Raw genomic sequence first — 22,937 nt, forward strand, 5'->3', positions numbered from 1 at the left:
CGGTCACCCTCGCGCGCCGTCGAAGCGGCCGTCGAGCTCACCCGCGGGCAGGACCGCGGTCGAGTTGTGCTCGCGGACGATCCGCCACCCATCCGGCGTCCGGCGCCAGACCAGCGAGCTCGTGGTGCGGATGTCGGTGGTGCTGCCGGGCGTGGCGATCCGCGCCACGAACCTCAGGGTGGACGCGGCCAGGTCGTCGCCGGCGATGACGTGCGGACCGTCGTCGACGGCGTGGTGCGCGGAGAGCATGCCGCGGAAGGCCGGTTCCCAGATCGAGCCGTAGCCGGCCGCGGTCGTCGCCACCCGCTGCTCGGGGTCGAAGTCGTCGTACAGGCGGACGTCCGGCGAATCGAAGTCGTAGAACTCGCCGAAGGTGCGCCGGAAGTCGAAGGGCGCGTCCCCCTCGCGACGGTCCCAGCCGAACACCCAGCGCCGGTGCAGGTCCGCGATCATCTGCTCGTTGCTCATGACCACAACGCTAGGGCCGTGGGCGAGGAGTAGGCAGGGTCCCGCACACCCACCCTCAGGCTGTTGTACCGCAATGCTTTCCTACACACCGCGCCGGTGTCACCTGTCCGACGGCTGGCGGGCACTGTCCGGAATGGACCTCTTGCCCGGCGTCGAATCCGCGGGGTACTCGGCCGCGAGGGCACCGAGCAGGACGAGCGCCTGCCGGGTGCCCTCGTCCTCGGCCCGGTAGACGATGAGCTGCTGGTCCGCGATCCCGTTCACGGTCAGCGAGTCGTAGCTGAGGTTGAGCTCGCCGACCTCGTGGTGCCGGAACTGCTTGACCTCGCGCCGCTTGGCCCGCACGTCGTGCCGTGCCCACAGCGTGCGGAACTCGGCGCTGCGCACCGACAGCCCACCCACGAGCTCGTTCATGCGGGAGTCGTCCGGCCGGAGGCCGCTGGCTGACCGGAGCGCGGCGAGAGCGGACCGGGCGACCCGGTCCCAGTTGTCGTACAGCTCCCTGGCGGCGGGGTGGAGGAAGATGAAGCGGACGAGGTTGTCCTCGTTCGCCTCGACCATGCGGGCGTGCAACGCGCGCCCCAGCCGGTTGGCGGCGAGGACGTCCATCCGGTGACCGAGGACCAGCACGGGGGCGTGGTCCCAGCCCTCCATCAGCTGCAGCAGGCTCGGATCGGCCCGGTCACCGCCACCGCGCCGGGTGCCGGCCGGCGCCGCCTTGGCCAGCCGGTGCAGGTGTGCCGTCTCCTCGGCGTCGAGGCCCAGCGTCCGCGCCAGGGCGTCCAGGACCTGGTCGGAGGGGTGCCGTTCGCGCCCCTGCTCCAGCCGGGTGTAGTAGTCCGTGCTGACGCCGGCCAGCAAGGCCACCTCCTCCCGGCGCAGGCCCGGTGTCCGGCGGCGGGAAGCGAGGACGACGCCCGCCTGTTCCGGGTCCGTCCGTTCGCGTCGAGCTCGCAAGAAGGCGCCCAGTGCATTGCGCGTTTCCATGTCGCCGACGCTAGTGCGCGCGTGGCCGGGTTACCTGGCCGTGTCGCACCCACCCTCGACGGCCGGCCCGTCTCAGCCGAGCCGGGTGGGGATCACGGTCAGCGCGGCGACGTTCACCCTGGCGGGGAGCGCCACGGAGTAGGTGATGGCGTCCGCCGTGATCGTCTCCAGCGAGGACCGCATCGAGTCAAGGTGGTTCCTGGTGGCGTCGTGCGCCATGTCGGCGCTGAGCTCGATCACGGCGAAGCCCGGGGCGACCGACCGGACCCGCACGCCGCGTGGCCCGAGCGACGCGCAGGTTGCGGGTCAGCTGGGTGACCGCCGCCTTGGTCGCGCCGTAGACGGGGTAGTCGGCGAAGACGACCTCGGCCGCGATCGAACCGACGTTCACCAGGTCCGCCGGCCGCCCGGCGTCGGCGGCAGCGAACAGGTCCTCGACGAACGTCCGCCCGGTCGCGAGCAGCGCCCGCAGGTTCACGTCGATCATCCGGTCCCACTCGCCGGGGTCCGCTGCGGCGAACGGGGCTCCGAGCATCACCCCGGCGTTGGCGACGACGAGGTCGGGGCGGCCCGGCACGTCGCGGATCGCCACCGCGGCCGGGGAGGTCACGTCGACCGCGAGGGGAGGACCTCGGCGGAGCTGTCCTGCCGCAGCTCGTCGGCGAGCTGCTCGATCCGCTCGGCCCGGCGGCCGAGCAGGGCCACGGCGGCACCGGCGGCGAACCCGCGGGCGGTCGCGGCCCCGATGCCGGCGCTGGCCCCGGTGATCACGGCCACCCTCCCGTGCAGCGGACCGGCGGTGGCGGGGGTCTCGCGGGGAAGAGCTGGAGCGTTGGTCATGAGGTCAACCTTGGCGACCTGGGTGGTGAGCGGCCAGGCAGACGTTCTCCGGGGCGTGCCACGCCCTGGCTCCCGCCTGCCGCCGGTGGTTCCTCGCCACCAGCCGACGCGGTGGTCCCGCACCACCGCCGACGCGGTGGGCCCGCGCCACCAGGCAGGACGCAATGCCCGGCGACAACCTGGCAGGTCAGGCTGCCGGAGCCAGCACCACCGCCGAGTTGGAGCCACCCATCCCGAGCGACTACTCGACCGTCAGCCCATCGGCGACCGGATGTGCCACGCCCTGGCTCCCGCCGACGCGGTGGCCCGCCCCACCGCCCACGCGGTGCACCCGCCCCACCAGCCAGGACGCACGCGCCCGGCGACAACCTGGCAGGTCAGGTCGGCGGAGCCAGCACCACCGCCGAGTTGTGCCCACCCATCCCGAGTGACGACTTGACCGTCAGCCCGTCGGCGACCGGGGTGAGGCCGTCCAGCAGGGCCGGATGTCCCGGCGCGACCACCGGCGGCGCCGGGATCACCCCGCGGTCGTAGCCCATCGCGGTGACCGCGGTCTCGATCGCCGACGCCGCGCCCTGGCAGTGGCCGGTCAGCGGCTTGACCGAGTAGAGCGCGGTGTCCGGGCCGAACAGCCGCTCGAGGACGGCCGCCTCGGCGGCGTCGCACTGCGCGGTGCCGGGCCCGTGCGCGTTGAGGTAGCGCACGTCGGCCGGGCTCACCGCGGCGTTGTCCAGGGCGTCGGAGAAGCACGCGAAGACCTGCTCGAGGCGCGGGTCGATCGATGTCACGTGGTAGGCGTCGTGCGACATCGCGCCGCCGAGCGTGACGGCGTACGGGCGCGACGCACGCCGTGAGAGGACGAACGCCACCGACGCCTCCCCCATCACGAAACCCCTGCTGCCCTGCTGGAACGGGCGGCACACGTCGAGCGGCTCCGCGTCCGCGATCGCCACGCCGAGCCGGACGAAGTGGGCGACGTTCTCCGGGGTGAGGGACAGATCCGTCGCGACGAACACGACGTCGTCGACGATTCCCGCGTCCAGCCACGCCTTGGCGGTGATCATGCCCGCGTTGCCCGACGCGCACATCGCCGAGACGTTCATCGCGGGGCCGTGGAAACCGTATTCCTGCATGAACGTCGACATCGGCGTCGAGGGCATCAGGCCCAGGTAGTCGCGCACCGGCAGCTCGCCGCCGCGGGTGACGTAGAAGTCGCGCCACAGGTCCACCTCGCCCAGCACCACCGCGTGCAGGAGCCCGACCCGGCGGCCCGGCTGCCAGCCGCGCCCGCCCGCGTCCTCGATGGCCTCCCTGGCCGCGGCCCGCATGGCCCGCGCGAACCTGGTCGGCCCGTCCAGCGGATCACCACCGGCGCCGACGCGCGCCGCCCAGACGGTGTCGCCGGGGAATCCGCCCAGCTCGGGGACGACGGACGCGGCGGGCTTCCCGCTCGCCAGACCCTCCCACAGGAACTCTCGGCCCCAGCCGTACGCGCTGACCACGCCGATCCCGCAGATCCCCACATCCCGAGCGACCATCTCCGCTCCCCCACACCGAGGGCCGACACCTCTCCCACCAGGGTAACCGGCCCGGCCACCTCGCGGGACACCGATTCATTCGTCTACAATGGACACTGAAGCCGACCCTGGTCAAGCGGGCCGGTCCGGTTACCGATATAACGGCACACCATGTTCACGCCAGACGAATTCGGCTCTGGCCGGCTGTGCGGTACGACTTCACGATGGCCACGCCACCGCGAACACGAGGGACCGCTGGATCTGGGGGTCACGACGTGAGCGGCCTGATCGGTGACGCCGAGTTCGACCAGGAGCTGCTGTCGGGCCTGGTGGACTCGATCGGCGCCGCCGTGGTGTGGTGGTTCGACCTCGACGAGGAGCGGCTCGGGTGGATGCCCGGCCTCGACGCGGTGATCAGGGCGCCGGGGGCGGACGCCGGCACCGTGCGGGCCCGGCTGGCCGAGCTGGTGCGGCCGCTGACCGTCGCCGCGAAGGCGGCACCGGCCTGGGAGGACTTCGAGCTGGAGCAGCCGCTCGACACGCCGGGCGGCCGGCACCGGCTCCAGTTCCGCGCCCGCGTGTCGGCCCGCGGCTCCGCGCGGTCCCTGGTCGGCGTGGTCGCCGACGTGACCCGGCGGCACACCCAGCAGCAGGAGCTCGCGGACCTCGCCGACCGCTACCGGCTGCTGGTCGAGCTCTCGCCGGAGGCGATCGTGGTGCACGAGGGCGGCCGGATCGTGTACGCGAACCCGGCGGCGGTCCGGTTCGTGCGGGCGCGGTCGGACGCCGAGATCCTCGGGCGGCCGATCACCGACTTCGTCCACCAGGACTCGCAGGCGGAGATGCTGCGGCGGATCGCGAAGCTCAACGAGCCCGGCACGACGAGCGACCCGGCGGACGCCGTGCTCCTGCGGTTCGACGGCGGCACGACCGACATCGAGTCGGTGTCGGTGCGCACGACGTGGGAGGGCAGGCCGGCGTTCCAGGTGATCATGCGGGACGTCACCGAGCAGAAGGCGGCCGCGGCGGCGTTGCGCTACCAGGCGGCACTCGTCGCGCACGTCAGCGACGCGCTCATCGCTACCACCTCCGACGGTGTCGTGACCAGCTGGAACCCCAGCGCGGAGAAGGTCTACGGCCGCCGCGCCGCCGACGTCCTCGGCCGGCCGATCGACGAGGTGGTGGGCGCGCCGCTCGACCCGGCGGCGGTCCTGGAGGCCGGAGGTGTCGTCCAGGCGGAGCACCACCGGTCCGACGGCGAACCGCTCGCTGTGCGGGTCTCGGTCGCCCGGATGGATGACGGTTACGTGCTGATCTGCGCGGACGAGACCGCGCGCCGGCGCGCCGAGCGCCACTTCACGGCGGTGGTCGCCGCCATCGAGGAGGGTGTGCTCGTGGTCGGCGCCACGGGCCGCGTCGAGTCCGTCAACCCGGCCGCCGAACGCATCCTCGGGGTGAGCGCCCAGGAGGCGATCGGCGAGCTGGCCTCGTCGACCGAACTGCACGACGAGGCGGGCCAGCCCATCCCGCCGGAGCTCTTCCCGTCGGCCATCACCCGCACGACCGGCAAGTCGCAGCACGGGCGGATCGTCCGGGCGCTGCGCCCGGACGGCAGCCGCGTCTGGCTGTCGCTGAGCGCCCGCGCGCTCAGCCAGGACGGCAAGCTGCCGGCGGCGACCGTGGTGTCCTTCACCGACATCACCGAACGCCGCATGATCGACAGCCAGCTCGAGCACGAGGCCACGCACGACGCGCTGACCGGCCTGTACAACCGCACCGTGACGATCAACCGGCTCAGCCCGCTCGCCAGGGCGCACCGGTCGGGGCTCACGGCGGTGCTGTTCATCGACCTGGACAAGTTCAAGGTCATCAACGACTCCCTCGGCCACAGCGCCGGCGACGAGGTGCTGCGGGTCGTCGGCACGCGGCTGAGCCACAGCACCCGGCGCGGCGACGTCGTGGGCAGGCTCGGCGGCGACGAGTTCACCGTCGTCGCCTACGGCGTGGCCGGGCCGGACGAGGCGACCGCCATCGCGGACCACGTCCGGGCCGAGCTGAACCGGCCGATCACCGTGGACGGCCGGCAGCTCCACGTCGACGCGAGCGTGGGCATCGTGCTCGCGGAGGCGGGCGACCCCCGCGACGGCGCCGACCTGCTCCGCGACGCCGACCTCGCGATGTACGAGGCCAAGACCAGGGGCCGGGGCCGGATCGCGTTCTTCGACGTCGAGCTGCGCGACCGCATCCAGCGCCGCCTCCAGCTCGAGCAGGACCTGCGCATGGCGCCGCTGGGCGACGAGCTGTGGCTCGCCTACCAGCCGATCGTCGACCTCCGCACGAACAGGCGCATCGCCGTCGAGGGCCTGCTGCGCTGGACGCACCCCCGTTACGGCCTGATCTTCCCCGGCGAGTTCATCACGCTCGCCGAGGAGAGCGACCTGATCAACATCGTCGGCGCCCACATGCTCTACACCGCCACCCGCGAGATCGCCGCGCAGGCGCCGGAGCTCCAGCTCACCGTCAACCTCTCGGCCCGCCAGCTCGACGACCCGTGGCTCGTCTCCTCGGTCCGCAACGCCACCCACAAGGCGGGGCTCAACCCCGGCTCGCTGTGCCTGGAGATCACCGAGAGCGCCCTGATGTACGACCCCGCCCTGGCGGCCAAGACCCTCGCGGCGCTGCGCGAGCTGGGTGTGCGGCTCGCGATCGACGACTTCGGCACCGGCCACTCCTCCCTCGCCCAGCTGCTCACCCTGCCGCTGGACACGCTCAAGATCGACCGGTCCTTCACGGCGGGACTCGGCCGCTCCGACGAGGCGGAGGCGATCGTCACGAGCATCATCGCCATGGCCCACGCGGTCGACCTGACCGTGATCGCCGAGGGGGTCGAGCAGGAGGGGCAGCTCGAGATCCTGCGGGCCCTCGGCTGCGACCAGGCGCAGGGCTACCACCTGGGAAGGCCGGTCCCCCTGGCCGATCTGTGAGTTCCGGCGGCCGGCGCGGGCCGCCTACTCGGTGCCGATGTCGAGCACGGCCGTCGTGCCCTCCACCGCGGCGAGGGTGAACACGGCGGTCGGCCCGCCCGCGGTGCCGATCTTCCCCGTGCCGTCCTGGCCGAGCGACATCCGGGTGGACGGGGTGGTGAGCACCATCCCGCCGCCGCGGATCGACACCCTCACCGCCAGGTCGCCCACGACGACGTCGGCCGTCCCGGTGATCAGCACCTGGCAGGTGCCGGTCCTGCAGGCGGCGAGGTCGGTGCCGTCGCGCGCGGTCAGCGGCCGCTTCGGCGCCGCCGCGACGTCGCGCGGGACGCACGACGGTGCGAGGTCGTGGGACGCGGCGAGCGCCGCGCCGCGTCCGACGGCGGCGAGCAGCCCCTCGGCCTTCGGCTTCACCGCGGCGGCGGCCGCCTTGGCCAGGTCGACCCGCTCCTGGAGGGCGGCGTGCGGCCCTGGGGCGCTGAGCGAGTGGTCCTCGGGCAGCTTCGCGGCCTGGTCCCGCAGGGCGGCCAGCAACGTCTCGCGGAAGCTGTCCGCCTCCGCGACCCCGGTCGGCCCCAGTCCGGCGATCCGCGCGGCACCACCGCCGATCACCGCTCTCGTCGTGCTGAGGTAGCTCTCCAGCTCGAACGAGGCGAACCGGGGGTCCTCGCCCGCGACGCCGGCGGGGTCGGTGCTCAGCCCGGTGACGGAGGTGACGGTGGCGCACATCTTGTCCGCCCACGTGACGAGGTCCCGCGTCGGCGCGGGGCCGGGCAGCTCGACGGCACGCGCGGGCTCGCAGGCGGGCGTGAGGTTGTAGGACGTGAGCAGCTCGGGCGCGTTCTCGACGACGCCGACGAGCTGCTGCCGGATCGGCCCGAGGCCGGAGACCAGCTCCGCGACCTGCTTCTGCTTCGCCTGTGCGTCGGCCTCCGGCGCGGTCATCAGCGAGTTGTCCGTCGCGGAGGGAAGCTGTGACCGGACGGCTTCCAGCGCCTTGACGAGTCCGGCGACGTGTCCGTCCGCCGCCGCCACCTCCGACGGCTTCACCTTCTTCAGAGCCTTCGTCGCGTTGTCGACGCCGTCGACCACCGACCGCACGAAGAAGAAGGGGCTGGAGTCCGACGGTTTCACGGCGTCCTCCAGCGCCTTCACCTGGGTGCACACCACGCTCGCCCACTCGACCAGCGGCCGGGTGGGTGGCGGTGGCGGTGGCGGCTCCAGAGGCGCGGCCGGTCCAGCCGCCGAACACCCCGAGACCACGAGACCGATGGCGACCGCCGCGACGAGTTCACGCATGGGAGCCAGTCTCGGCGCGGACCGCCCGCTCCGGTCGCCGGTGGCAGCTTGCTGCCGTCTCCGCCGGCAACCTCGCCGGGGGAACGATGTTCGTGATCCACTTTTCTCGAGAGGCCGGGTCGAACCGGAGTCGACGCCGGGTCAGCGCAGGCCGCGAGGGTGGCGCGCACGTCGCGCACGAAGGCCTCGGGCTGCTCCCGGGCCGCGAAGTGCCCACCGGCCTCGCGCCACAACTGCGCCGAAATCCACAGTGGACCGGACAGCGCCCGCGCTCAGCCGGCCATGCTCGGCACCTGCACCGGGAGTGCCGACGCCGCAGGACCGGCGGCCAGGACCGCGAGTTCGCGCAACGCCTCGGCGGACGGTGATCCCGGTTCCGGGGTGTAGACGCCGAGCATCTGCTCCGGGTCACCCGTCGCCGTGAAGGTCTCGTACGAGAGGACCAGCTCGCCGACGACGGGGTGCCGCAACGCCTTGCTGCCGTGGCTCTGCCGGGCGACGTCGTTCACCGCCCACCACTGGTCGAACTCCCTGCTGCGGGAGGACAGCTCGGCGACGAGCTCGACCAGCCGCGGGTCGTCCGGCCACCGCCCGGCGTACAGGTGCAGCGCCGACAGCACCATGCGGGCGCCCAGTTCCCAGTTCTGGTAGATCGACCGGGCCCGCTCGTCCAGGAACACGAACCGCGCCATGTTCCGATCGCGTTCGGGCAGCGCGTCGAAGTCCGCGTACAGCGCGCGGGCGAGGCGGTTCGTCGCCAGCACGTCGAGCCTGCGGCCCATCACCATCGCGGGCAGGTCCGGCATGCCGTCGAGGATGCGCTGGAGCTCGGGGCGCACGTGCTGCGGTGGCATGATCGCGCGCTGGACGGGCCGGGCGATGGTGAACAGGTGATCGCGTTCGGTCTCGTCGAGCTGCAACGCGCGCGCCAGTGCGTTGAGCACCGCGTCGGAGGCCGTCAGCTTCTTGCCGCGTTCGAGGCGCACGTAGTAGTCGACGCTGACGCCGGCGAGCTGAGCGACCTCCTCGCGGCGCAGGCCCCGCACCCGCCGTGGCCCCGTGCTGCGCAGACCGGCTTCCTCCGGCGTGATCCGGCTCCGGCGGGACTGCAGGAACCGCCTGAGTTCGGGGTTTCGGCGATCGTCCATGCGGCAAGGCTAGGACTTCGTCCGCGACGCGGTTCGCGGTCGTGGTTGACCGATCCGCCGGTTCGCGCTAAGTGCGGCGGGTGACCTGCGGCAGGCTGCCGTCGCCGGAACGGGCTCCGTCCCCGATCGTGCTCCGCGGGCCGCCGGAAGCGGGTCGGCGCGCCCGGTGGCGCTGCCCGAAGGGGCGGACAACCGGGTCCCCCGGTACCCGCGGGCGCCGGTGTGGAGGGGCACTGGCAGACCCCCGGTTGCACCGACATCTGCCCGGCTCGGCCGAACCGGGATTCGATCACCTCATGAAACGCAGAACTCTGGGCGGTACGGGCATCTCGGTGAGCGAGTTCGCCCTCGGAACGATGATGTTCGGTGCGATGGGCAACACCGACCACGACGACTCGGTGCGGATCATCCACACCGCGCTGGACGCGGGGATCAACTTCGTCGACACGGCCGACGTGTACTCGGCTGGCGAGTCCGAGGAGATCGTCGGCAAGGCGATCAAGGGGCGTCGTGACGAGGTCGTGCTCGCCACCAAGTTCGGGTCGCCCGTCGGCATCGACGAGGCCAACCACCGGGGCGCCTCGCGGCGCTGGATCGTGCGCGCGCTGGAAGCGAGCCTGCGGCGGCTGGGCGTCGACCACGTCGACCTCTACCAGGTGCACCGGCCCGACCCCGACACCGACATCGACGAGACGCTGTCGGCGCTGTCCGACCTCGTGCGCGCCGGCAAGGTGCGGGCGATCGGCGGGTCGACCTTCCCCGCCGAGCAGATCGTCGAAGCCCAGTGGGCCGCTGACCGGCGCGGGCACGAGCGGCTGCGCACCGAACAGCCGCTGTACTCGATCCTGACGCGCGGGATCGAGGCATCGGTGCTGCCGATGACCCAGAAGTACGGCATGGGTGTGCTGACCTACGGTCCGCTGAACTACGGCTGGCTGTCGGGCAGGGTCGATCCGACGGTCAGCGCCAGGTCGGCCATGGCCGCGAGCGTCTTCGACCTCGACGTGCCCGCCAACCGGGCCAAGCTGGAGATCGTCACCGACCTGGCGGAGCTGGCGGCTGACGCCGGTGTGTCGCTGCCGCACCTGGCGACGGCGTTCGTGAAGGCCCATCCGGCCGTGACGTCGGTGATCATCGGTCCGCGCACGCAGGAGCACCTCGACAGCCTGCTGACCGGAGCGGACTTGGAGCTCGGCTCGGACGTCCTCGACCGCATCGACGAGCTCGTCCCGCCCGGCACCAACGTCAACCCAGCCGACCTCTGGCTCTTCAACCCCGCGCTGGCGGACAAGAGGCTGCGGCGCCGCTGACGGCCTGCTGCGCGCGAGGTGCGTGCTCTCGTCGAGCACGCACCTCGGGCCGGTCTGCTCCAACGGCGATCAGCGAACCTGCACAGGAACGTGGCTCAACGCGCCGACCGCGCGGCGAGGTTCCGTGCACCTTTCCAGCCGAGTCCGGCATGCCCGGACAGCACTGTCGACGCTCCCCGTCTCGGGATGCCTGCCGCCGAGCAGCCGCAACCGTTGCGGCTGCTCGGCGGCAGGTGAGGCGGTGGAAAGGTGGGGTGTTGACGTCATGTCAGACTCCCGTCCCCCACCACGCGAAGGCCCGTGTAGTTTCGACGGGCACGGCATGAACTCGATTGCCCAAGTGCGCGATGTTCTCGACAAATTGACTCCACACCGTTCAGAAATCTCCTCTGACGGCGAACATGTAGGTCAGGTACTCACATCTGATTCTCAGCATGCGCCAGGAATATTTCCTGATCACACCGGACGACATGGCGCGCACCGGTAACCGTGTACCATTGAGATATAAAGTCCCACTTCCTCCGGAGATGGCCTGACGCTCCATATCGGACCACTTGCTCGAACATCGCCCGGCCGCGGCACGCGACCGAGGGACGGAGTACCGGTATGAGCACCTCGGCACGAATCACCCAGCCCTTCACCACGCAGGCCGGTGGGCCGTCCAGCGCAACAGGGACGGTCATGTCATCGATGGTGCTGTTCCGCTCCCGCCGGTAGGCCTTCAGCCAGAACGTCCACGAGGTCTTCGCCGCCGTCGGTCCGGGAATCGCCCGCGCCGCCGACACCTTCCGGGACAACGGCATGCACTGGGTCGGCGTGACCGCCAAGGCCTTCGGCTCCGAACCGCAGGTGTTCCGCCTGCGGGCCGCCGATCTCGATCCGGCGGCGCCCCCGGCACTCCAGCCGCCCGACCTCAGCGGCGGCCGAGCAGCACCGTGCCACCGGCCGCGGCGCCTCCTCTCCGTTCCACATCGATCATCGGAGTTACTCGCATGTCCGTGTCCGAGCTGCACACCGGCGTATTGGCCGACCATCCGGGTTGCTCCGACACCGCCGTCGTCTGCGCCGTGTGCCTCCACCCGTGGCCTGAGCACGACCCGATCGGCGTTCGCTACTGCACGGCGACCACGGCGTCGTCCCGCGCTTTTGACACCGTCACGTCACGGGTATCCGCTTGGTGACCGCCTGACACGGGTCGCTCGCCCCCCTGACACCCGCCACATCCCCACACCGATCGCCCCGGCCCCCGGCGACGGAGCACGCACGCCGTTTCCGGAGGTACGAACATGAGCACGCAAGTCGAACCAGATGTCCGCCGAGTCGAGACCGCGCCGCAGCCCATGCTGGCCGGCGAGAAGTCCCCGGCCGAAATGTTCCTGGTCAAGTTGTTCGCCGTCATACCTGCGCTGGCACTGGCCGCAGCGGTTCCACTGGCGTGGGGCTGGGGCCTCGGCTGGGTCGACATCGGCCTCGCCGTCTTCTTCTACACCCTCACCTGTCTCGGGGTGACGGCCGGCTTCCACCGCTACTTCACCCACGGCGCGTTCAAAGCCAACCGCGCCTTGCGGATCGCGCTGGCGGTGACCGGCAGCATGGCCATGCAGGGCCCGATCATCGGCTGGGTCGCCGACCACCGCCGCCACCACGCCTACGCCGACCGCGAAGGGGACCCGCACTCGCCGTGGATCTTCGGCACCTCGGCCGGCGCGCTGGCCAAGGGCTTCTGGCACGCTCACATGGGCTGGATGTTCCAGCGGGAGCAGACGAACGCCGCCCGCTTCGCCCCGGACCTGCTCGCCGACGCCGACATCCAGCGCGTCAACCGCTGGTTTCCCGCGCTGACCGCCGTCACGTTGCTCGCACCCGCGTTGATCGGTGGGCTGGCGACCTGGAGCTGGTGGGGCGCGCTGACCGCGTTCTTCTGGGCTGGCCTCGTCCGCGTCGCCGTGCTGCACCACGTCACCTGGTCGGTCAACTCGATCTGCCACATGGTCGGCGACCGGCCGTTCGAGGCGCGCGACAAGTCCGCGAACTTCTGGCCCTTGGCGATCCTGTCGATGGGCGAGTCCTGGCACAACTCGCACCACGCCGACCCCACCTGCGCTCGTCACGGCGTCGGTCGCGGTCAGATCGACGTCTCCGCCCGGCTGATCTGGGTCTTCGAAAAGCTCGGCTGGGCGACCAGGGTCCGCTGGCCGAAGCCGGAGCGGCTGGCTCGCAACCGCAAGACCACCAGCTCTTCCTGACCCCGGTCACCCTCGGCGTCATCCGCTGCCGCCCCGTTCGGCGGCAGCGCTCCCGGCGCAGCTCGGTCAGGTTCGGCAACGGCGAGTCATGACCGATGGCCGCGTGTCCTGCATCGCGACGAGAAATCGCCGCGACTTTCGCGAAAGAATTCTTCTCACCACAGGGCCATTCGGGTCACGAGCTGTACAGGAACACCTCAGAGGAGTAGATTGCGAGTTGTTGCTCAGGACCTCGGTAACGCGTTGGACGCGAACCGAGGTCTTTTTCGTACGACAACTTTGCTCCAGGAATTGAAGCATCATGCGCAAGCTCCGCACGACTATTCACGCACTGATCGGAACCGTCCTCGTCATCGCGGGCTTGGCTGTGACCGCCCCGGCGGCACAGGCCATCACCATCCCCGTGGCGTGCGGCGAGAACGACCTTGTGGCGGCGGTCAACCTCGCCAACTCCACGGCCGCCGCGGACACCCTTGTCCTGGCGAGCGGCTGCACCTACGGGCTGACCTCGCCTCACGGTGGGCTGGCCACCGGACTGCCGGTGATCACCACTCGCATCGAGATGATCGGCCCTGCGACGATCACCCGCTCCTCGCTGCTGCTCTTCCGCATCGCCGAGGTCAGCAGCACCGGCAGCCTCACCCTCACCACGTCGGTGGCGATCACCAACGGCAACGTCGTCGGCAGTGGCGGCGGCATCCTCAACCGCGGCGCGGTGACCTTCACCAGCAGCAGCTTGAGCGGCAACGCGGCGACGCTCGACGGTGGCGGCCTGGCCAACGCCGACACCCCTTCCGGCACAGCACCGGCTGCGACGTTCACCAGAAGCCCGGTGTCCAACAACACGGCGCTGCTGCGTGGTGGTGGCGTCTACAACGGTTTGCGGGGCACCTTGACGACCACCGGCGTCTCCGGCAGCCCGATGGCGGTCATCGGCAACACCGGCTCGCAGGGCGGCGGTGTCGCGGCTGTCGACTCGACCGCGACCACCATGACCCAGACCGCCGTGTCCGGGAACCTCGCATTGCTGACCGCGGGAGGTGTCTACCGCGTCGGCGGGACCATGACCACCACCAACTCGCCGATCAGCGCCAACGCCCCGAACAACTGCGTGGGCAGCACCCCGGCGGTGCCCAACTGCACCGGATAGCCAGACCCGGGCACGACGTGCGGGCCTTCCTGCGGGAAAGCCCGCACGTCACCGGCGCGCAAGACGTAGTGTCGGATGAGCAAGCCCCCTGGCTGAAAGGGGGTATTCATGACCGATACGTGCCGTCGGGCCGTGCAGTCACAATCTTCCGATTCTGCCGGGTCGGCCGTCCCGAGCCCACGCCCTCGACGGCGGCGCTCGTTCCCCCGCACCATCCTGCTCACCCGAGCAGGAGCGGCCTGGGCGGGACCATCTTCTTCACCGCGCTGCCGGTGGTCACGGCGACCGCGGGATTCCCGCGGTCCCGGCAACGGCGACATCTGCTCCGGCCACCGCGGCCAGCGACGATCCACGAAGGGCTGATCAGCGAATGAACGAGAACTCCGACGACGCAGCGGTTGTCGCGCAGCGCCTGCACCTCGCCACCGGCTTCCTCGCGACGGAGCGCGGCTGGGTCGTGGAACGCCTCGCCGCACTCGGTCCGCGGCTGCGGTCGTTCCGCGACGACCAGATCGACCTGGAGATCAGCCTGAAGGACCGCCAAGGCGCCGAGCAGCGAGTCACCCTCGAGTGCTGGGTCAACCGCACTCCTCGCCTGCACCTCGTCGCCACGTCGTCGGAGCGGGACCTCTCCGCAGCGCTCAACGAGGTCCGCAACGAGCTCGTTCGTCAGGTCGACGAGGCCAAGACCCGCACCGAACCGCGCCACAACCGCGCGCTGAGGTCCGTCCCCAGGCTGTCCGAGAACGAGTAGCACTTCGTCGGCTCGGCGACGGTCCAACAGCTCCGCGGGCGATCCACAGCCAGGCTCCGGTTCGCTCGGGATCACAATGGCGAGGAGTGACCAGCATGGGCACGAATCGGCATCTCGACATCCTCAGGGTGATCAACGAGATCGCCAGGGCGGACCAGGAGCCCACGGGTGTCCACCACGTCTGCCTCGCCTGCCGGACCGGCCTGAAAGCGGTCGGAGTCGAGATCTACCTGGCCGTTGCCGCGCAACCGCTCGAAGTCGTCGGGGCGGCGGGCGAGGAGATCGCCGAGCTGCAGGTGACGGTGGGGGAAGGACCTGCGTCGGAGGCGATGCGGCAGAACCAGCCGGTGCTGGTGCCGGACCTCGCGGACGGGTGGAGTGAGCGGCGATGGCCCGCGTTCGCGCCGGCCGCCGTCGCGGCGGGGGTGGCGGCGATGTTCGTGTTCCCCTTGACGCTGGGGGCGATCGCGCTGGGTGCGCTGGAGATCTGCCGGGACGCCGACGGCCCGTTGTCGCCGGATGAGCTCGCGGACGCGCTGCTGTTCGCGGACACGGCGACAGCGCTGTTGCTCGGCCGCGCCACGTCGCAGGCTGCGCCGGAAGGCGATGAGTTGTGGGGTACCGAGCCGGAACGCCGCTGGGGCGTCGTGCACCAGGCCACCGGCATGGTGTCGGTGCAGCTGGGTACCGACCTCGGTGAGGCGTTCCTCAGGTTGCGGGCGCACGCCTATCTCACCGGCATCCGCCTGTCGGAGGTGGCGGCTGACGTGGTCGCGCGCCGACTGAGGTTCACCCCGGACACCGACCATGAGAAGCAGAGGTGAGTCACGTGTTGGACCGGCGGATCACTCAGACCTTCGTCGAGCTGGCGGACACGCTCGTGCTGCGGTTCGACACCATCCACTTCCTGCACACCCTGATCGAACGCTGCGTCGAGCTGCTCGAGGTGGACGCGGTCGGGATCCTGCTGGCCGACCAGCGGGGTGCGCTGAACCTCGTGGCCGCGTCCACCGACCAGGCCCGGATGCTCGAGCTGTTCCAGCTGCAGGACGAGGAGGGCCCCTGCCTGGACTGCTTCCACACCGGGCAGCCCGTGGAGTGCGCCCACCTGGCGCAGGAGCCGCAACGCTGGCCCCGGTTCACGGTCGCGGCGCGCGAACAGGGGTTCTCCGCCGTCCACGCGCTGCCGATGCGACTGCGCGAACAGGTCGTCGGCGCGCTGAACCTGTTCCGGATCTCCCCCGGCGCCATCCCGCAGGACGCGGTCGAGCTGGCCCAGTCCTTCGCCAACGTCGCGACGATCAGCATCCTCCAGGTGCGGGCGCTGCGGCACAGCGAGATGGTCACCGAACAGTTGCAGAACGCACTCAACAGCCGCATCGTCATCGAGCAGGCGAAAGGCATCCTCACCGAACGTTTCCAGATCAGTGTCACGGACGCGTTCTCCCTGATGCGGACCCACGCCCGCAACAGCAGCCAGCTGCTGTCGGACGTCGCACAGCAGGTGATCGACGGAGGCCGCCGGCCTGATGAGGGCCGGCAAGGACTGACACCGGTGCGAGCTCCGCACAGTCCACCGGCGTGAGTTGACGGTGCGTCGTCGACCTGGCCGGACGCGTCGATCGTCAGCTCATGGTGACCAGCAGTCGTTCCGCGCCAGGTATGCGCTGGGAGTGTCGCGACCGCTCCGGACCTCGGCGGCGCGTGCACGTCGTACGCGGACGCGCCGAGAAGTCCACGGAGATTCCTTCCACAGGAACAAAACAAGAATCGTCAGAAGTCCTCAATGGACAGACTGACGCGCGTACGCGCGTTGGTGGGAGGAGAACCCCGATGACGGGCCCAGCGACCTGGCGGAGGCGCTGGTCACGAGCGACGAAGTCCGCCCCGCGATCGAAGCACAGGCGCGCACATGGCACTGAACGCCGGCGCCAAGACCGCACGAGCGGCTGCGCCCGGCATCGATGTGACGACACACGTCGGCTGGTGGGGTGCGGCGACGACGCTGATCGAGGAGTCGTGCGAGGCCCGGCTGATGGTGCGCTCGGGGCACGAGAACTCGACGCCGCCAACGGTCTTCTCGCCGGTTCGACTGTGATCGCACTCGTGTCGCACGGCCAATGTCCGCTCGTGTGCAGCACACCGTCTCCCGGAGGGGCGGTAGTGGTCGGCGCGGACGGGTCGCCGACGAGCGAGGCGACGGTCGCCTCGCGGCTCGGGATCGACCGGCACCACGTCGAGACGGAGGAACGGGACCGGCTCGCCGGATGGCACGAGAAGCATCCCGAGGTGCAGGTCCACCGCGTCGTAGTACGCGATCGGCCCTACGGGTGTTACCCGGATCGGCGAGCAGCCGCGGCCGCGGAGGATCCGCCGGGATGCTTCTCGGCTCGACGGGTCGGACACCGGTCTGCCGCACACCCCGCCCGCTCGCGATCGCGCGGCCATGGGCACCACCCGGCGGCCCCGCCGAGGAGGCGCTCCTCGTCAACACGCTCCGGCAGCCGCCGGAGGCCGACGTCAGCACTTCACGAGGTGAGTTCATGAACACCACAAGCCCGATCATCGTCGGGATCGATGGAACACCGATGTCGGAGCAAGCGCTGAGGTGGGCGATGGACGAGGCCCTCGTCCGCGACTGTCCGCTGCACATCGTCCACGCGTGGACCTACGAGCCGCTCGTGGACTGGACGCAGGCGGACGCGAGCCGGGGACTCGCGGGATCCGAGGCGTTGCTGGAGAACGCGCTGTGTGCGGCCGCGGCAGGCCGCACCGACGTCCCCGAGGTCGTCCGGCGCAGCATCCGCGGCGCCGCCGGGGAAGTGCTGGAAGAACTGTCGGTGGGAGCGGCGATGCTCGTCGTGGCTCCGCACGGCGGGCGATGGCTGAACAAGACCATGCTGGGCTCGACCAGCGCTCATTGCGTGCGGCACTCGTCCGCGCCGGTCGTCGTGATACCCGCGCAGCGGGAGGCCAGGAGCCGGGCCAGCGGTGCCGCTGACCACGAGCCCCTCACCTCACCCCCGCAGCCCGTGGACCAAGGCGTGCGGCAGGCCGGCTCCGGTTCGGCCACCACGCCGTCCACACCGGACTGGCAGGACGGGGCTGGACGCACTGCCGTCCAGCCGAGGACCGAGCTGCCCGCACAGCGTCGATGACCTGGCGTTCCTGACCGATGATCACGGATCCGACAGGTCAGCTTCGACCCCGGTCACCGTCCGGTGGCCGGGGATCAGCCACCGCGCAGGCCGCGCCGGCGGTCACCGCTCGCGCATCGGCCCGGACGCCGCAGCCCAGACGCCGCAGCGCGGACACCGAGCCGGTCAGTTCGCGGCCCCGGATGACCGGACAGGGTCACTACCAGGCAAGCACGCCGTTCTCGTCCTGGAGGGTGCCCGTCGGGCCGTCCACGCCGAGAGTGGCCAGGCGCACGACGGTGCGCGCGCTCTCCCGCGGTGACCGCCCGATCCCGAAGGCCGCGGTCATGTCCGTGGCCGTGGTCCCCGGCTCCACCGCGTTGAACTTGATGCCGGGGTGGGCCTTGGCGTACTGGACGGTCAGCATGGTCGCCGCCGCCTTGGAGGCGGAGTAGAGGGCCAGCGGCAGGGTGAACTCGGGCCGCTCGGGGTTGGTCACCGCCCAGAACGACCCGGCACTGCTCGACACCGTGACCACGGTGGGGTTCGCGGACTTGCGCAACAAGGGCAGCGCCGCTTCGGTGACCCGCACGATTCCCACCGCGTTGGTGTCGAACACCCGCAGGGCCGCGGGGCCGCCGAGCGGCTCGTTGCCGAGGACGCCCGCGTTGTGCACCAGCACGTCGAGCCGCCCCTGCTCCGCACCGATCGTCGCGAGCGCATCGGTCACCGAGGCGTCGTCGGTGACGTCGAGCCGCACGAACGCGGCACCGAGCTCGGCCGCGGCTTTCGCGCCCCGTTGGGCGTCACGGGCACCGATGTAGACGGTGTGCCCGAGCTCCAGGAGTTGTTCGGCAGTCGCGTAGCCGATGCCCTTGTTGGCACCGGTGATCAGCGTGATGGTCATGGTTTCCTCTTGAGGTGCGTGGTCCGGCTGGGTCGTGGAGTGGTCACTCGGGGGGTGGTCGCTGCGTCAGCCGGCGAGTTGCCGGCGCAGCGCTTCGGCGTCGTGCAGGGCCGTCATGTGCACGAAACGCCCATCGCGGACCTGGTAGATCGCGTACTCGGTGATCTCGAACGAGGCGCCGGTGGGGGCCACACCGAGCCACTGCCGCACCGGCGTGCCGGTGTTGACCAGCCGCGCGGCCAGCCGATCACCGTCGAAGAGCAGTTCCCGGAGCTCCCAGTGCAGGTCGGGGACCGCTTCCACATCCGCCTGCTGCACGGTGATGAGGTCGTCCCGCGTGGCGGGCTCGCCGTTCAACGTGGTGCGGTCGTCGATGAACTCGTCCATCCGGTCGAACCGGTGGGCGTTGAGCTCGGCGAGGTAGCGCAGGTAGAACTCGCGCAGGTCGCTCTCTGGCATTCCGCTGTCCTCTCACGAGCGGATGGCCGAGGCCGACCCGCACAGTTATGCATCGATCGATGCGTAATTCGACCGTAGCACGTTCTGCATCGATCACTTCAGAAAGGTGCCCAGCGGTGGACCAGAGGCCGGCAGGCCTGCGTCAGCGAGGCGGCCAGGCCCGCACGGCGGCGTCGGCGACGGCCTGGAGTTCGTCGCGGCAGACACCGCTGGCGGCCTGCACGGCCATGCCGTAGCCCACCGCGGTCACGTAGCGGGCCAGCACGGCCGGGTCGGCGTCCGGAGGCAGATCGCCCTCGTCGACCGCGCGCCCGAACCGTTCCCGCAGGCGGGAGTACCCGTTGTCGCGCCACGCGACCAGGATGTCGCGGGCTCCGCGGCTGGAGTCACCGGTGGCCAGTGCGCCCTGGACGCCGAGGCAACCGTGGGGGCCGGCCGGGCGGGTGGTGGTCCGGACGACACCGGCGAACAGGGCGGTGACGACGCCGAGGGCGGTGGGTTCCTCCACCGCCCGCTCCAGGTAGGCGCTGGGACCCTCGGTGTAGCGCTCGAGGGCCTTGCGGAACAGCTCCTCCTTGTTGCCGAAGGCCCCGTACATGCTGGTGGTGGAGATGCCCATCGCGCCGGTGAGGGCGGCCAGGCTGGCGCCCTCGTAGCCGTGCTCCCAGAACACCATCAGAGCGCGCTCGAGCGCCTCGTCGGCGTCGAACTCCCGCGGCCTGCCGGCCGGGCGGCGTTGTCCAGTACCCACCCCGCCCACTCTACGCTTTTCCGCATCAATCGCTGCGGAACCGGTGCCGACGAGGCTCTCCTCGAGGCGGATTGCTCCATGACGGCACTGATCAACCGTTTCACGCACGGGTGTCGTGGGGGCGTGGCACTCTCCGAAGAGTGGTCGGGATGGCTGAGCGTCGCGTGCTCGCGACAGGCAGGCGGTTCGCGACCGTTCTCCGCACGGTGGTCCTGGCCAGCCTGGGGCTCGTCGCCGGCGTCGGCCTGACGGTCGCCGTGGCGGCGGTGCTGTGGAGCGCGCTGTTCGCCGCATTGGCTCCCCGGCGTGCCGTCGTGTGGGCCGATGCCGCCGTCATGTGCGCGTTGTGCTTGGCACAGACCTCGCTGGTGCAGCCGGAAGCGCTGGCGGACAGCACGAACTGGGTGCTGGCCGCGGCCTCGATCACCGCCGTGACACACCAGTGGTACCTCACGACCCGGGCGGGCGCGGTGCTCACCGCTGCCGTCGTCGTCTGCGAGGTCGCCGGTGGCGTGAGCGCGCCGATCGCGCTGTGGACCTTCGCGGAAGCGGCCATGTCCCGCGGGCTGGTCCTGTTGCTGCGCTCCGGTGCGCGGTCCGCCGACCAGGTGATCGCGAGCGCCGAGCGCACGCGGCGCGAGGCCGCGGTCGCCTCGGCGCGGCGAGCCGACGAGCGCGAGCAGCTCGCGGTCCTGCACGACACGGCCGCCTCGACGTTGTTCGTCGCGGGAAGCGGTGCGGTGCAAGGACGTGAGCCTTGGCTGGTCGAGCGCGCGGCCCAGGACGTCGCGGTGCTGACCACCACCGCTCCCACCGGTGACCTCGACCTGGCCGAGGCGCTGCGGGACGTGGTCAGGGAAAGCCCGCTCGACATCGAGATGCGGGCACCGGAAACCGTGTGCCTCACCGCGTCCGCCGTGGTCGCGGTCTGTCGTGCCGTGCGAGAGGCGTTGGTCAACGTCGTGCGCCATGCCGGTGTCGGTCACGCCGTGGTCAGCCTGGCGATCGGTGATCGGAACGTCGTGGTGGAGGTCGCGGACCGCGGTAGCGGGTTCGACCCGGCCGCGGTTCCCGGGCACCACCACGGCATCAGCAGGTCCATTGTGGACCGGATGGCGCGGGTGGGCGGCCGTGCCGAGGTCACCGGCGGCTCCGGCACAGTGGTGCGGCTGGAGTTGCCCCGTGCCTGAGTCCGCGCGCACGGTCGTCGCCGGACGGCTGTTCCACGCCGTCCTCCTCGCCACGCTGCTGATCAGCGCCGTGTCGCTGTTCGGGTTCGCGCTTCCCGTGCTGGTGGCCGCGGCGGACACGGCGGCCTACCGGTCGGTCCCCCGGCAGGTCACCGCGTTCGCACTGCTGGTCGCGGTCCTCGGCACGGCCGCGGTGCTCCTGGTGCGGCGGAGGCCGTGGGGGTGGTCGCGGTGGGTGCTGCTCGCGCTGGTCGGCGCTGCGTCCGCCCTGGCGGTCACCGGGGTGCACGAGGCGCATCTGGTGTCCGAGGCGGAGTGGTCCTACGGCGTGATCGGGTGGTTCGGCGTGCTGCTGCTGCTCGACCGCGGCGTGGCCGCGACCGCCGCCTTCCTCGGCGCGCACGTGGCGTTCTCGTTCGCCCACACCGCCGGGCAGGGGCAGGACGTCCGCGGGCTCGCCGTGGTGACGGTGCTCGTGCTGGGGTACCAGCTCCCGGTCGTCGCGGCGGCGGCCGTGCTGGGGCGGTTGGCGGCGGAGACCGAACGTGCCGCGCTGGACCGGGAACAGGCCGACACGGCCGAAGCCGTCGCCGTGCGCGTGCACGAGGACCGCAGGGCGCGGTACGCGGCGGTGCTGCCGCTGCTGGCGGATCTCGCCGACGGGCGGGCCGACCTGACCGACGACCGGGTCCGCGCCCGCTACGCGGTCGAGGCGGCGCGGATGAGACGGCTGTTCGCCGAGCACGACGACGTGCCGGATCCGTTGACGCACGAGCTTCGGTCGTGCGTGGAAGTCGCGGAACGCCGTGGCGTGTCGGTGCTTTTCGCCACGTGGGGCGAGCACCGCACGCCGCCGCTGCCGGTGCGCCGGTCGCTGGTCGGCGCTGTCACCGGCGTGCTCGCCACAGCGAGGACCAAGGCCAAGGTGACGGTGATGGGCTCGCCATCGGCGGTGACGGTGAGCGTGGTGGCCGATGGTGTCGAGACCTCCGTACCGGACGACCCGGGCACGGACGACCCGGGCACGGACGACCCGGGCACGGACGACCCGGGCACGGACGACCTGGGCACGGTGACCGTGTCGAGCATGACGGAGGCGGAACGGGTGTGGGTGGAGGCGACGTGGCATGTGACGGCGTGACGTCGGTGGTCGTGGTGGACGACCACCCCGCCATCACGGCGGGGGTGCGGGCGTGGTGCGCCGCCGCGCGGCCACCGGTCGAGGTGGTCGACATCGGCACGACGCCCGCGGTCGCGTGGGCGGGAGCGGGCGCCGGCGCGGACGTCGTGGTGTTCGACCTGCACCTGGCCGGCGAGGTGCCCGCGTACGCGGAGCTGCGCAGGCTCGTGGACGCGGAACGGCAGGTCGTCGTCTACACCATGCGGGAGGACCGGGAGACCGTGCTGGCCTGCCTCGAACTCGGCGCGTTCGCCTACCTCACCAAGGCGGAGGGTCCCGAACACCTGATCGCCGCCGTGCACGCCGCGCACCACGACCTGCCGTTCACCACACCGACGATGGCGCGGGCCATCAGCGGCGACCGCAGCTCCGACCGCCCCAAGCTCACCCCGCGCGAGATCGACGTGCTGGTGTGCTGGTTCGCCTGCGAGTCCAAGGAGATGGTGGCCCGCAAGCTCGGGCTGTCCGTGCGCACGGTCTCCAGCTACATCGACCGCGCGAGGATCCGCTACGCCAACGCCGGTCGCCCGGCCGCGACGAAGGCCGCCCTCGTGGCGAGGGCGGTCCAGGACGGTCTCATCGCACTCGAGGACCTGTGAGCGCCGGTGGC

The 22,937-nt window shown here is 71.3% G+C and carries 23 protein-coding genes; 13 read left to right on the forward strand and 10 right to left on the reverse strand.

Annotated elements, in window-relative coordinates:
- Positions 1 to 3 precede the first annotated feature (3 nt).
- The 5 genes from BMW88_RS32865 to BMW88_RS32880 form a co-directional block, all read right to left on the reverse strand.
- Entirely contained in the window at positions 4 to 468 is a 465-nt protein-coding gene (locus tag BMW88_RS32865; protein ID WP_245778214.1) for a YybH family protein, read from the reverse strand.
- A gap of 99 nt (positions 469 to 567) precedes the next feature.
- On the reverse strand, positions 568 to 1,455 hold the full coding sequence (locus tag BMW88_RS32870; protein WP_089958544.1) for a helix-turn-helix transcriptional regulator: 888 nt from the start codon (positions 1,453 to 1,455) through the stop codon (positions 568 to 570).
- Between the two features lie 187 nt (positions 1,456 to 1,642).
- Entirely contained in the window at positions 1,643 to 2,065 is a 423-nt protein-coding gene (locus BMW88_RS44145) for an SDR family oxidoreductase (RefSeq protein WP_281249480.1), read from the reverse strand.
- Positions 2,062 to 2,295, reverse strand: coding sequence for an SDR family NAD(P)-dependent oxidoreductase (locus BMW88_RS44150; protein WP_218148290.1), 234 nt, complete (start codon positions 2,293 to 2,295; stop codon positions 2,062 to 2,064). Before BMW88_RS44150 ends, BMW88_RS44145 begins: the two co-directional genes overlap by 4 nt.
- A 377-nt stretch (positions 2,296 to 2,672) precedes the next feature.
- Positions 2,673 to 3,833 carry a beta-ketoacyl synthase N-terminal-like domain-containing protein gene (locus tag BMW88_RS32880; protein WP_089958546.1) on the reverse strand — a complete coding sequence of 387 codons (1,161 nt, stop codon included), beginning with the start codon at positions 3,831 to 3,833 and terminating at the stop codon, positions 2,673 to 2,675.
- 203 nt (positions 3,834 to 4,036) lie between these two features.
- Between BMW88_RS32880 and BMW88_RS32885 the strand changes: the two genes are divergently transcribed.
- Positions 4,037 to 6,796 (forward strand): sensor domain-containing protein, encoded by a 2,760-nt coding sequence (locus tag BMW88_RS32885; RefSeq protein WP_089958738.1) that lies wholly within the window; start codon positions 4,037 to 4,039, stop codon positions 6,794 to 6,796.
- A gap of 24 nt (positions 6,797 to 6,820) precedes the next feature.
- Here the strand turns inward: BMW88_RS32885 and BMW88_RS32890 are convergent, their stop codons facing one another.
- Together BMW88_RS32890 and BMW88_RS32895 are read right to left on the reverse strand one after the other, a co-directional pair.
- Positions 6,821 to 8,095, reverse strand: a complete 1,275-nt coding sequence (locus BMW88_RS32890; RefSeq protein WP_089958550.1) for a hypothetical protein — start codon at positions 8,093 to 8,095, stop codon at positions 6,821 to 6,823.
- Positions 8,096 to 8,367: 272 nt separating this feature from the next.
- Positions 8,368 to 9,243 (reverse strand): helix-turn-helix transcriptional regulator, encoded by an 876-nt coding sequence (locus BMW88_RS32895; protein WP_089958553.1) that lies wholly within the window; start codon positions 9,241 to 9,243, stop codon positions 8,368 to 8,370.
- A gap of 296 nt (positions 9,244 to 9,539) precedes the next feature.
- Here BMW88_RS32895 and BMW88_RS32900 point away from each other — a divergent pair, with 296 nt between their 5' ends.
- The 9 genes from BMW88_RS32900 to BMW88_RS32940 all read left to right on the forward strand — a co-directional run bounded on the left by BMW88_RS32900 (position 9,540) and on the right by BMW88_RS32940 (position 17,861).
- Positions 9,540 to 10,553, forward strand: a complete 1,014-nt coding sequence (locus BMW88_RS32900) for an aldo/keto reductase (protein ID WP_089958557.1) — start codon at positions 9,540 to 9,542, stop codon at positions 10,551 to 10,553.
- Between the two features lie 992 nt (positions 10,554 to 11,545).
- Positions 11,546 to 11,734, forward strand: a complete 189-nt coding sequence (locus tag BMW88_RS44525) for an RGCVC family protein (RefSeq protein WP_425434714.1) — start codon at positions 11,546 to 11,548, stop codon at positions 11,732 to 11,734.
- Between the two features lie 105 nt (positions 11,735 to 11,839).
- Entirely contained in the window at positions 11,840 to 12,799 is a 960-nt protein-coding gene (locus BMW88_RS32910) for an acyl-CoA desaturase (protein WP_245778216.1), read from the forward strand.
- Positions 12,800 to 13,100: 301 nt separating this feature from the next.
- Entirely contained in the window at positions 13,101 to 13,949 is an 849-nt protein-coding gene (locus BMW88_RS32915) for a hypothetical protein (RefSeq protein WP_089958565.1), read from the forward strand.
- A gap of 370 nt (positions 13,950 to 14,319) precedes the next feature.
- On the forward strand, positions 14,320 to 14,703 hold the full coding sequence (locus tag BMW88_RS32920) for a hypothetical protein (RefSeq protein ID WP_089958567.1): 384 nt from the start codon (positions 14,320 to 14,322) through the stop codon (positions 14,701 to 14,703).
- A 95-nt stretch (positions 14,704 to 14,798) separates the two neighbouring features.
- Positions 14,799 to 15,527, forward strand: a complete 729-nt coding sequence (locus BMW88_RS32925; RefSeq protein ID WP_089958570.1) for a GAF and ANTAR domain-containing protein — start codon at positions 14,799 to 14,801, stop codon at positions 15,525 to 15,527.
- On the forward strand, positions 15,524 to 16,288 hold the full coding sequence (locus BMW88_RS32930; protein WP_245778217.1) for a GAF and ANTAR domain-containing protein: 765 nt from the start codon (positions 15,524 to 15,526) through the stop codon (positions 16,286 to 16,288). Before BMW88_RS32925 ends, BMW88_RS32930 begins: the two co-directional genes overlap by 4 nt.
- Positions 16,289 to 16,615: 327 nt before the next feature.
- On the forward strand, positions 16,616 to 16,801 hold the full coding sequence (locus tag BMW88_RS32935) for a hypothetical protein (protein WP_089958575.1): 186 nt from the start codon (positions 16,616 to 16,618) through the stop codon (positions 16,799 to 16,801).
- 445 nt (positions 16,802 to 17,246) lie between these two features.
- Positions 17,247 to 17,861, forward strand: coding sequence for a universal stress protein (locus BMW88_RS32940; RefSeq protein ID WP_089958741.1), 615 nt, complete (start codon positions 17,247 to 17,249; stop codon positions 17,859 to 17,861).
- 199 nt (positions 17,862 to 18,060) lie between these two features.
- Here BMW88_RS32940 and BMW88_RS32945 read toward each other — a convergent pair whose 3' ends face one another.
- The 3 genes from BMW88_RS32945 to BMW88_RS32955 all read right to left on the reverse strand — a co-directional run bounded on the left by BMW88_RS32945 (position 18,061) and on the right by BMW88_RS32955 (position 19,957).
- A complete protein-coding gene (locus BMW88_RS32945; protein ID WP_089958577.1) occupies positions 18,061 to 18,747 on the reverse strand; it encodes an SDR family NAD(P)-dependent oxidoreductase in 687 nt (228 codons plus the stop codon).
- Between the two features lie 66 nt (positions 18,748 to 18,813).
- Positions 18,814 to 19,206, reverse strand: coding sequence for an ester cyclase (locus tag BMW88_RS32950; protein ID WP_089958580.1), 393 nt, complete (start codon positions 19,204 to 19,206; stop codon positions 18,814 to 18,816).
- A 142-nt stretch (positions 19,207 to 19,348) separates the two neighbouring features.
- Positions 19,349 to 19,957 (reverse strand): TetR/AcrR family transcriptional regulator, encoded by a 609-nt coding sequence (locus BMW88_RS32955; RefSeq protein ID WP_245778218.1) that lies wholly within the window; start codon positions 19,955 to 19,957, stop codon positions 19,349 to 19,351.
- A gap of 149 nt (positions 19,958 to 20,106) precedes the next feature.
- On the opposite strand from BMW88_RS32955, the gene BMW88_RS32960 reads away from it, so the two are divergent.
- From BMW88_RS32960 to BMW88_RS32970, 3 genes are read left to right on the forward strand one after another with little or no spacing between them, the layout of a single operon-like run.
- Complete coding sequence (locus tag BMW88_RS32960; protein WP_143116383.1) at positions 20,107 to 21,147, forward strand: sensor histidine kinase; 1,041 nt, start codon at positions 20,107 to 20,109, stop codon at positions 21,145 to 21,147.
- Positions 21,140 to 22,288: a DEAD/DEAH box helicase gene (locus BMW88_RS32965; protein WP_089958585.1), complete on the forward strand. Its 1,149-nt coding sequence runs from the start codon at positions 21,140 to 21,142 to the stop codon at positions 22,286 to 22,288. The genes BMW88_RS32960 and BMW88_RS32965 overlap by 8 nt, the downstream gene beginning before the upstream one ends.
- Positions 22,270 to 22,926 carry a response regulator gene (locus BMW88_RS32970; protein WP_177221534.1) on the forward strand — a complete coding sequence of 219 codons (657 nt, stop codon included), beginning with the start codon at positions 22,270 to 22,272 and terminating at the stop codon, positions 22,924 to 22,926. Before BMW88_RS32965 ends, BMW88_RS32970 begins: the two co-directional genes overlap by 19 nt.
- Positions 22,927 to 22,937 lie beyond the last annotated feature (11 nt).

It is taken from the genome of Lentzea xinjiangensis (assembly GCF_900110955.1).
Classification (GTDB): Bacteria; Actinomycetota; Actinomycetes; order Mycobacteriales; family Pseudonocardiaceae; genus Lentzea; species Lentzea xinjiangensis.

Bases quoted from the DNA above. Each gene is read 5' to 3' on its own strand.
- BMW88_RS32865 (WP_245778214.1), bottom strand. From the start codon at position 468: ATGAGCAACGAGCAGATGATCGCGGACCTGCACCGGCGCTGGGTGTTC.
- BMW88_RS32870 (WP_089958544.1), bottom strand. From the start codon at position 1,455: ATGGAAACGCGCAATGCACTGGGCGCCTTCTTGCGAGCTCGACGCGAA.
- BMW88_RS44150 (WP_218148290.1), bottom strand. From the start codon at position 2,295: ATGACCAACGCTCCAGCTCTTCCCCGCGAGACCCCCGCCACCGCCGGT.
- BMW88_RS32880 (WP_089958546.1), bottom strand. From the start codon at position 3,833: ATGGTCGCTCGGGATGTGGGGATCTGCGGGATCGGCGTGGTCAGCGCG.
- BMW88_RS32885 (WP_089958738.1), top strand. From the start codon at position 4,037: ATGGCCACGCCACCGCGAACACGAGGGACCGCTGGATCTGGGGGTCAC.
- BMW88_RS32890 (WP_089958550.1), bottom strand. From the start codon at position 8,095: ATGCGTGAACTCGTCGCGGCGGTCGCCATCGGTCTCGTGGTCTCGGGG.
- BMW88_RS32895 (WP_089958553.1), bottom strand. From the start codon at position 9,243: ATGGACGATCGCCGAAACCCCGAACTCAGGCGGTTCCTGCAGTCCCGC.
- BMW88_RS32900 (WP_089958557.1), top strand. From the start codon at position 9,540: ATGAAACGCAGAACTCTGGGCGGTACGGGCATCTCGGTGAGCGAGTTC.
- BMW88_RS44525 (WP_425434714.1), top strand. From the start codon at position 11,546: ATGTCCGTGTCCGAGCTGCACACCGGCGTATTGGCCGACCATCCGGGT.
- BMW88_RS32910 (WP_245778216.1), top strand. From the start codon at position 11,840: ATGAGCACGCAAGTCGAACCAGATGTCCGCCGAGTCGAGACCGCGCCG.
- BMW88_RS32915 (WP_089958565.1), top strand. From the start codon at position 13,101: ATGCGCAAGCTCCGCACGACTATTCACGCACTGATCGGAACCGTCCTC.
- BMW88_RS32920 (WP_089958567.1), top strand. From the start codon at position 14,320: ATGAACGAGAACTCCGACGACGCAGCGGTTGTCGCGCAGCGCCTGCAC.
- BMW88_RS32925 (WP_089958570.1), top strand. From the start codon at position 14,799: ATGGGCACGAATCGGCATCTCGACATCCTCAGGGTGATCAACGAGATC.
- BMW88_RS32935 (WP_089958575.1), top strand. From the start codon at position 16,616: ATGGCACTGAACGCCGGCGCCAAGACCGCACGAGCGGCTGCGCCCGGC.
- BMW88_RS32940 (WP_089958741.1), top strand. From the start codon at position 17,247: ATGAACACCACAAGCCCGATCATCGTCGGGATCGATGGAACACCGATG.
- BMW88_RS32945 (WP_089958577.1), bottom strand. From the start codon at position 18,747: ATGACCATCACGCTGATCACCGGTGCCAACAAGGGCATCGGCTACGCG.
- BMW88_RS32950 (WP_089958580.1), bottom strand. From the start codon at position 19,206: ATGCCAGAGAGCGACCTGCGCGAGTTCTACCTGCGCTACCTCGCCGAG.
- BMW88_RS32960 (WP_143116383.1), top strand. From the start codon at position 20,107: ATGGCTGAGCGTCGCGTGCTCGCGACAGGCAGGCGGTTCGCGACCGTT.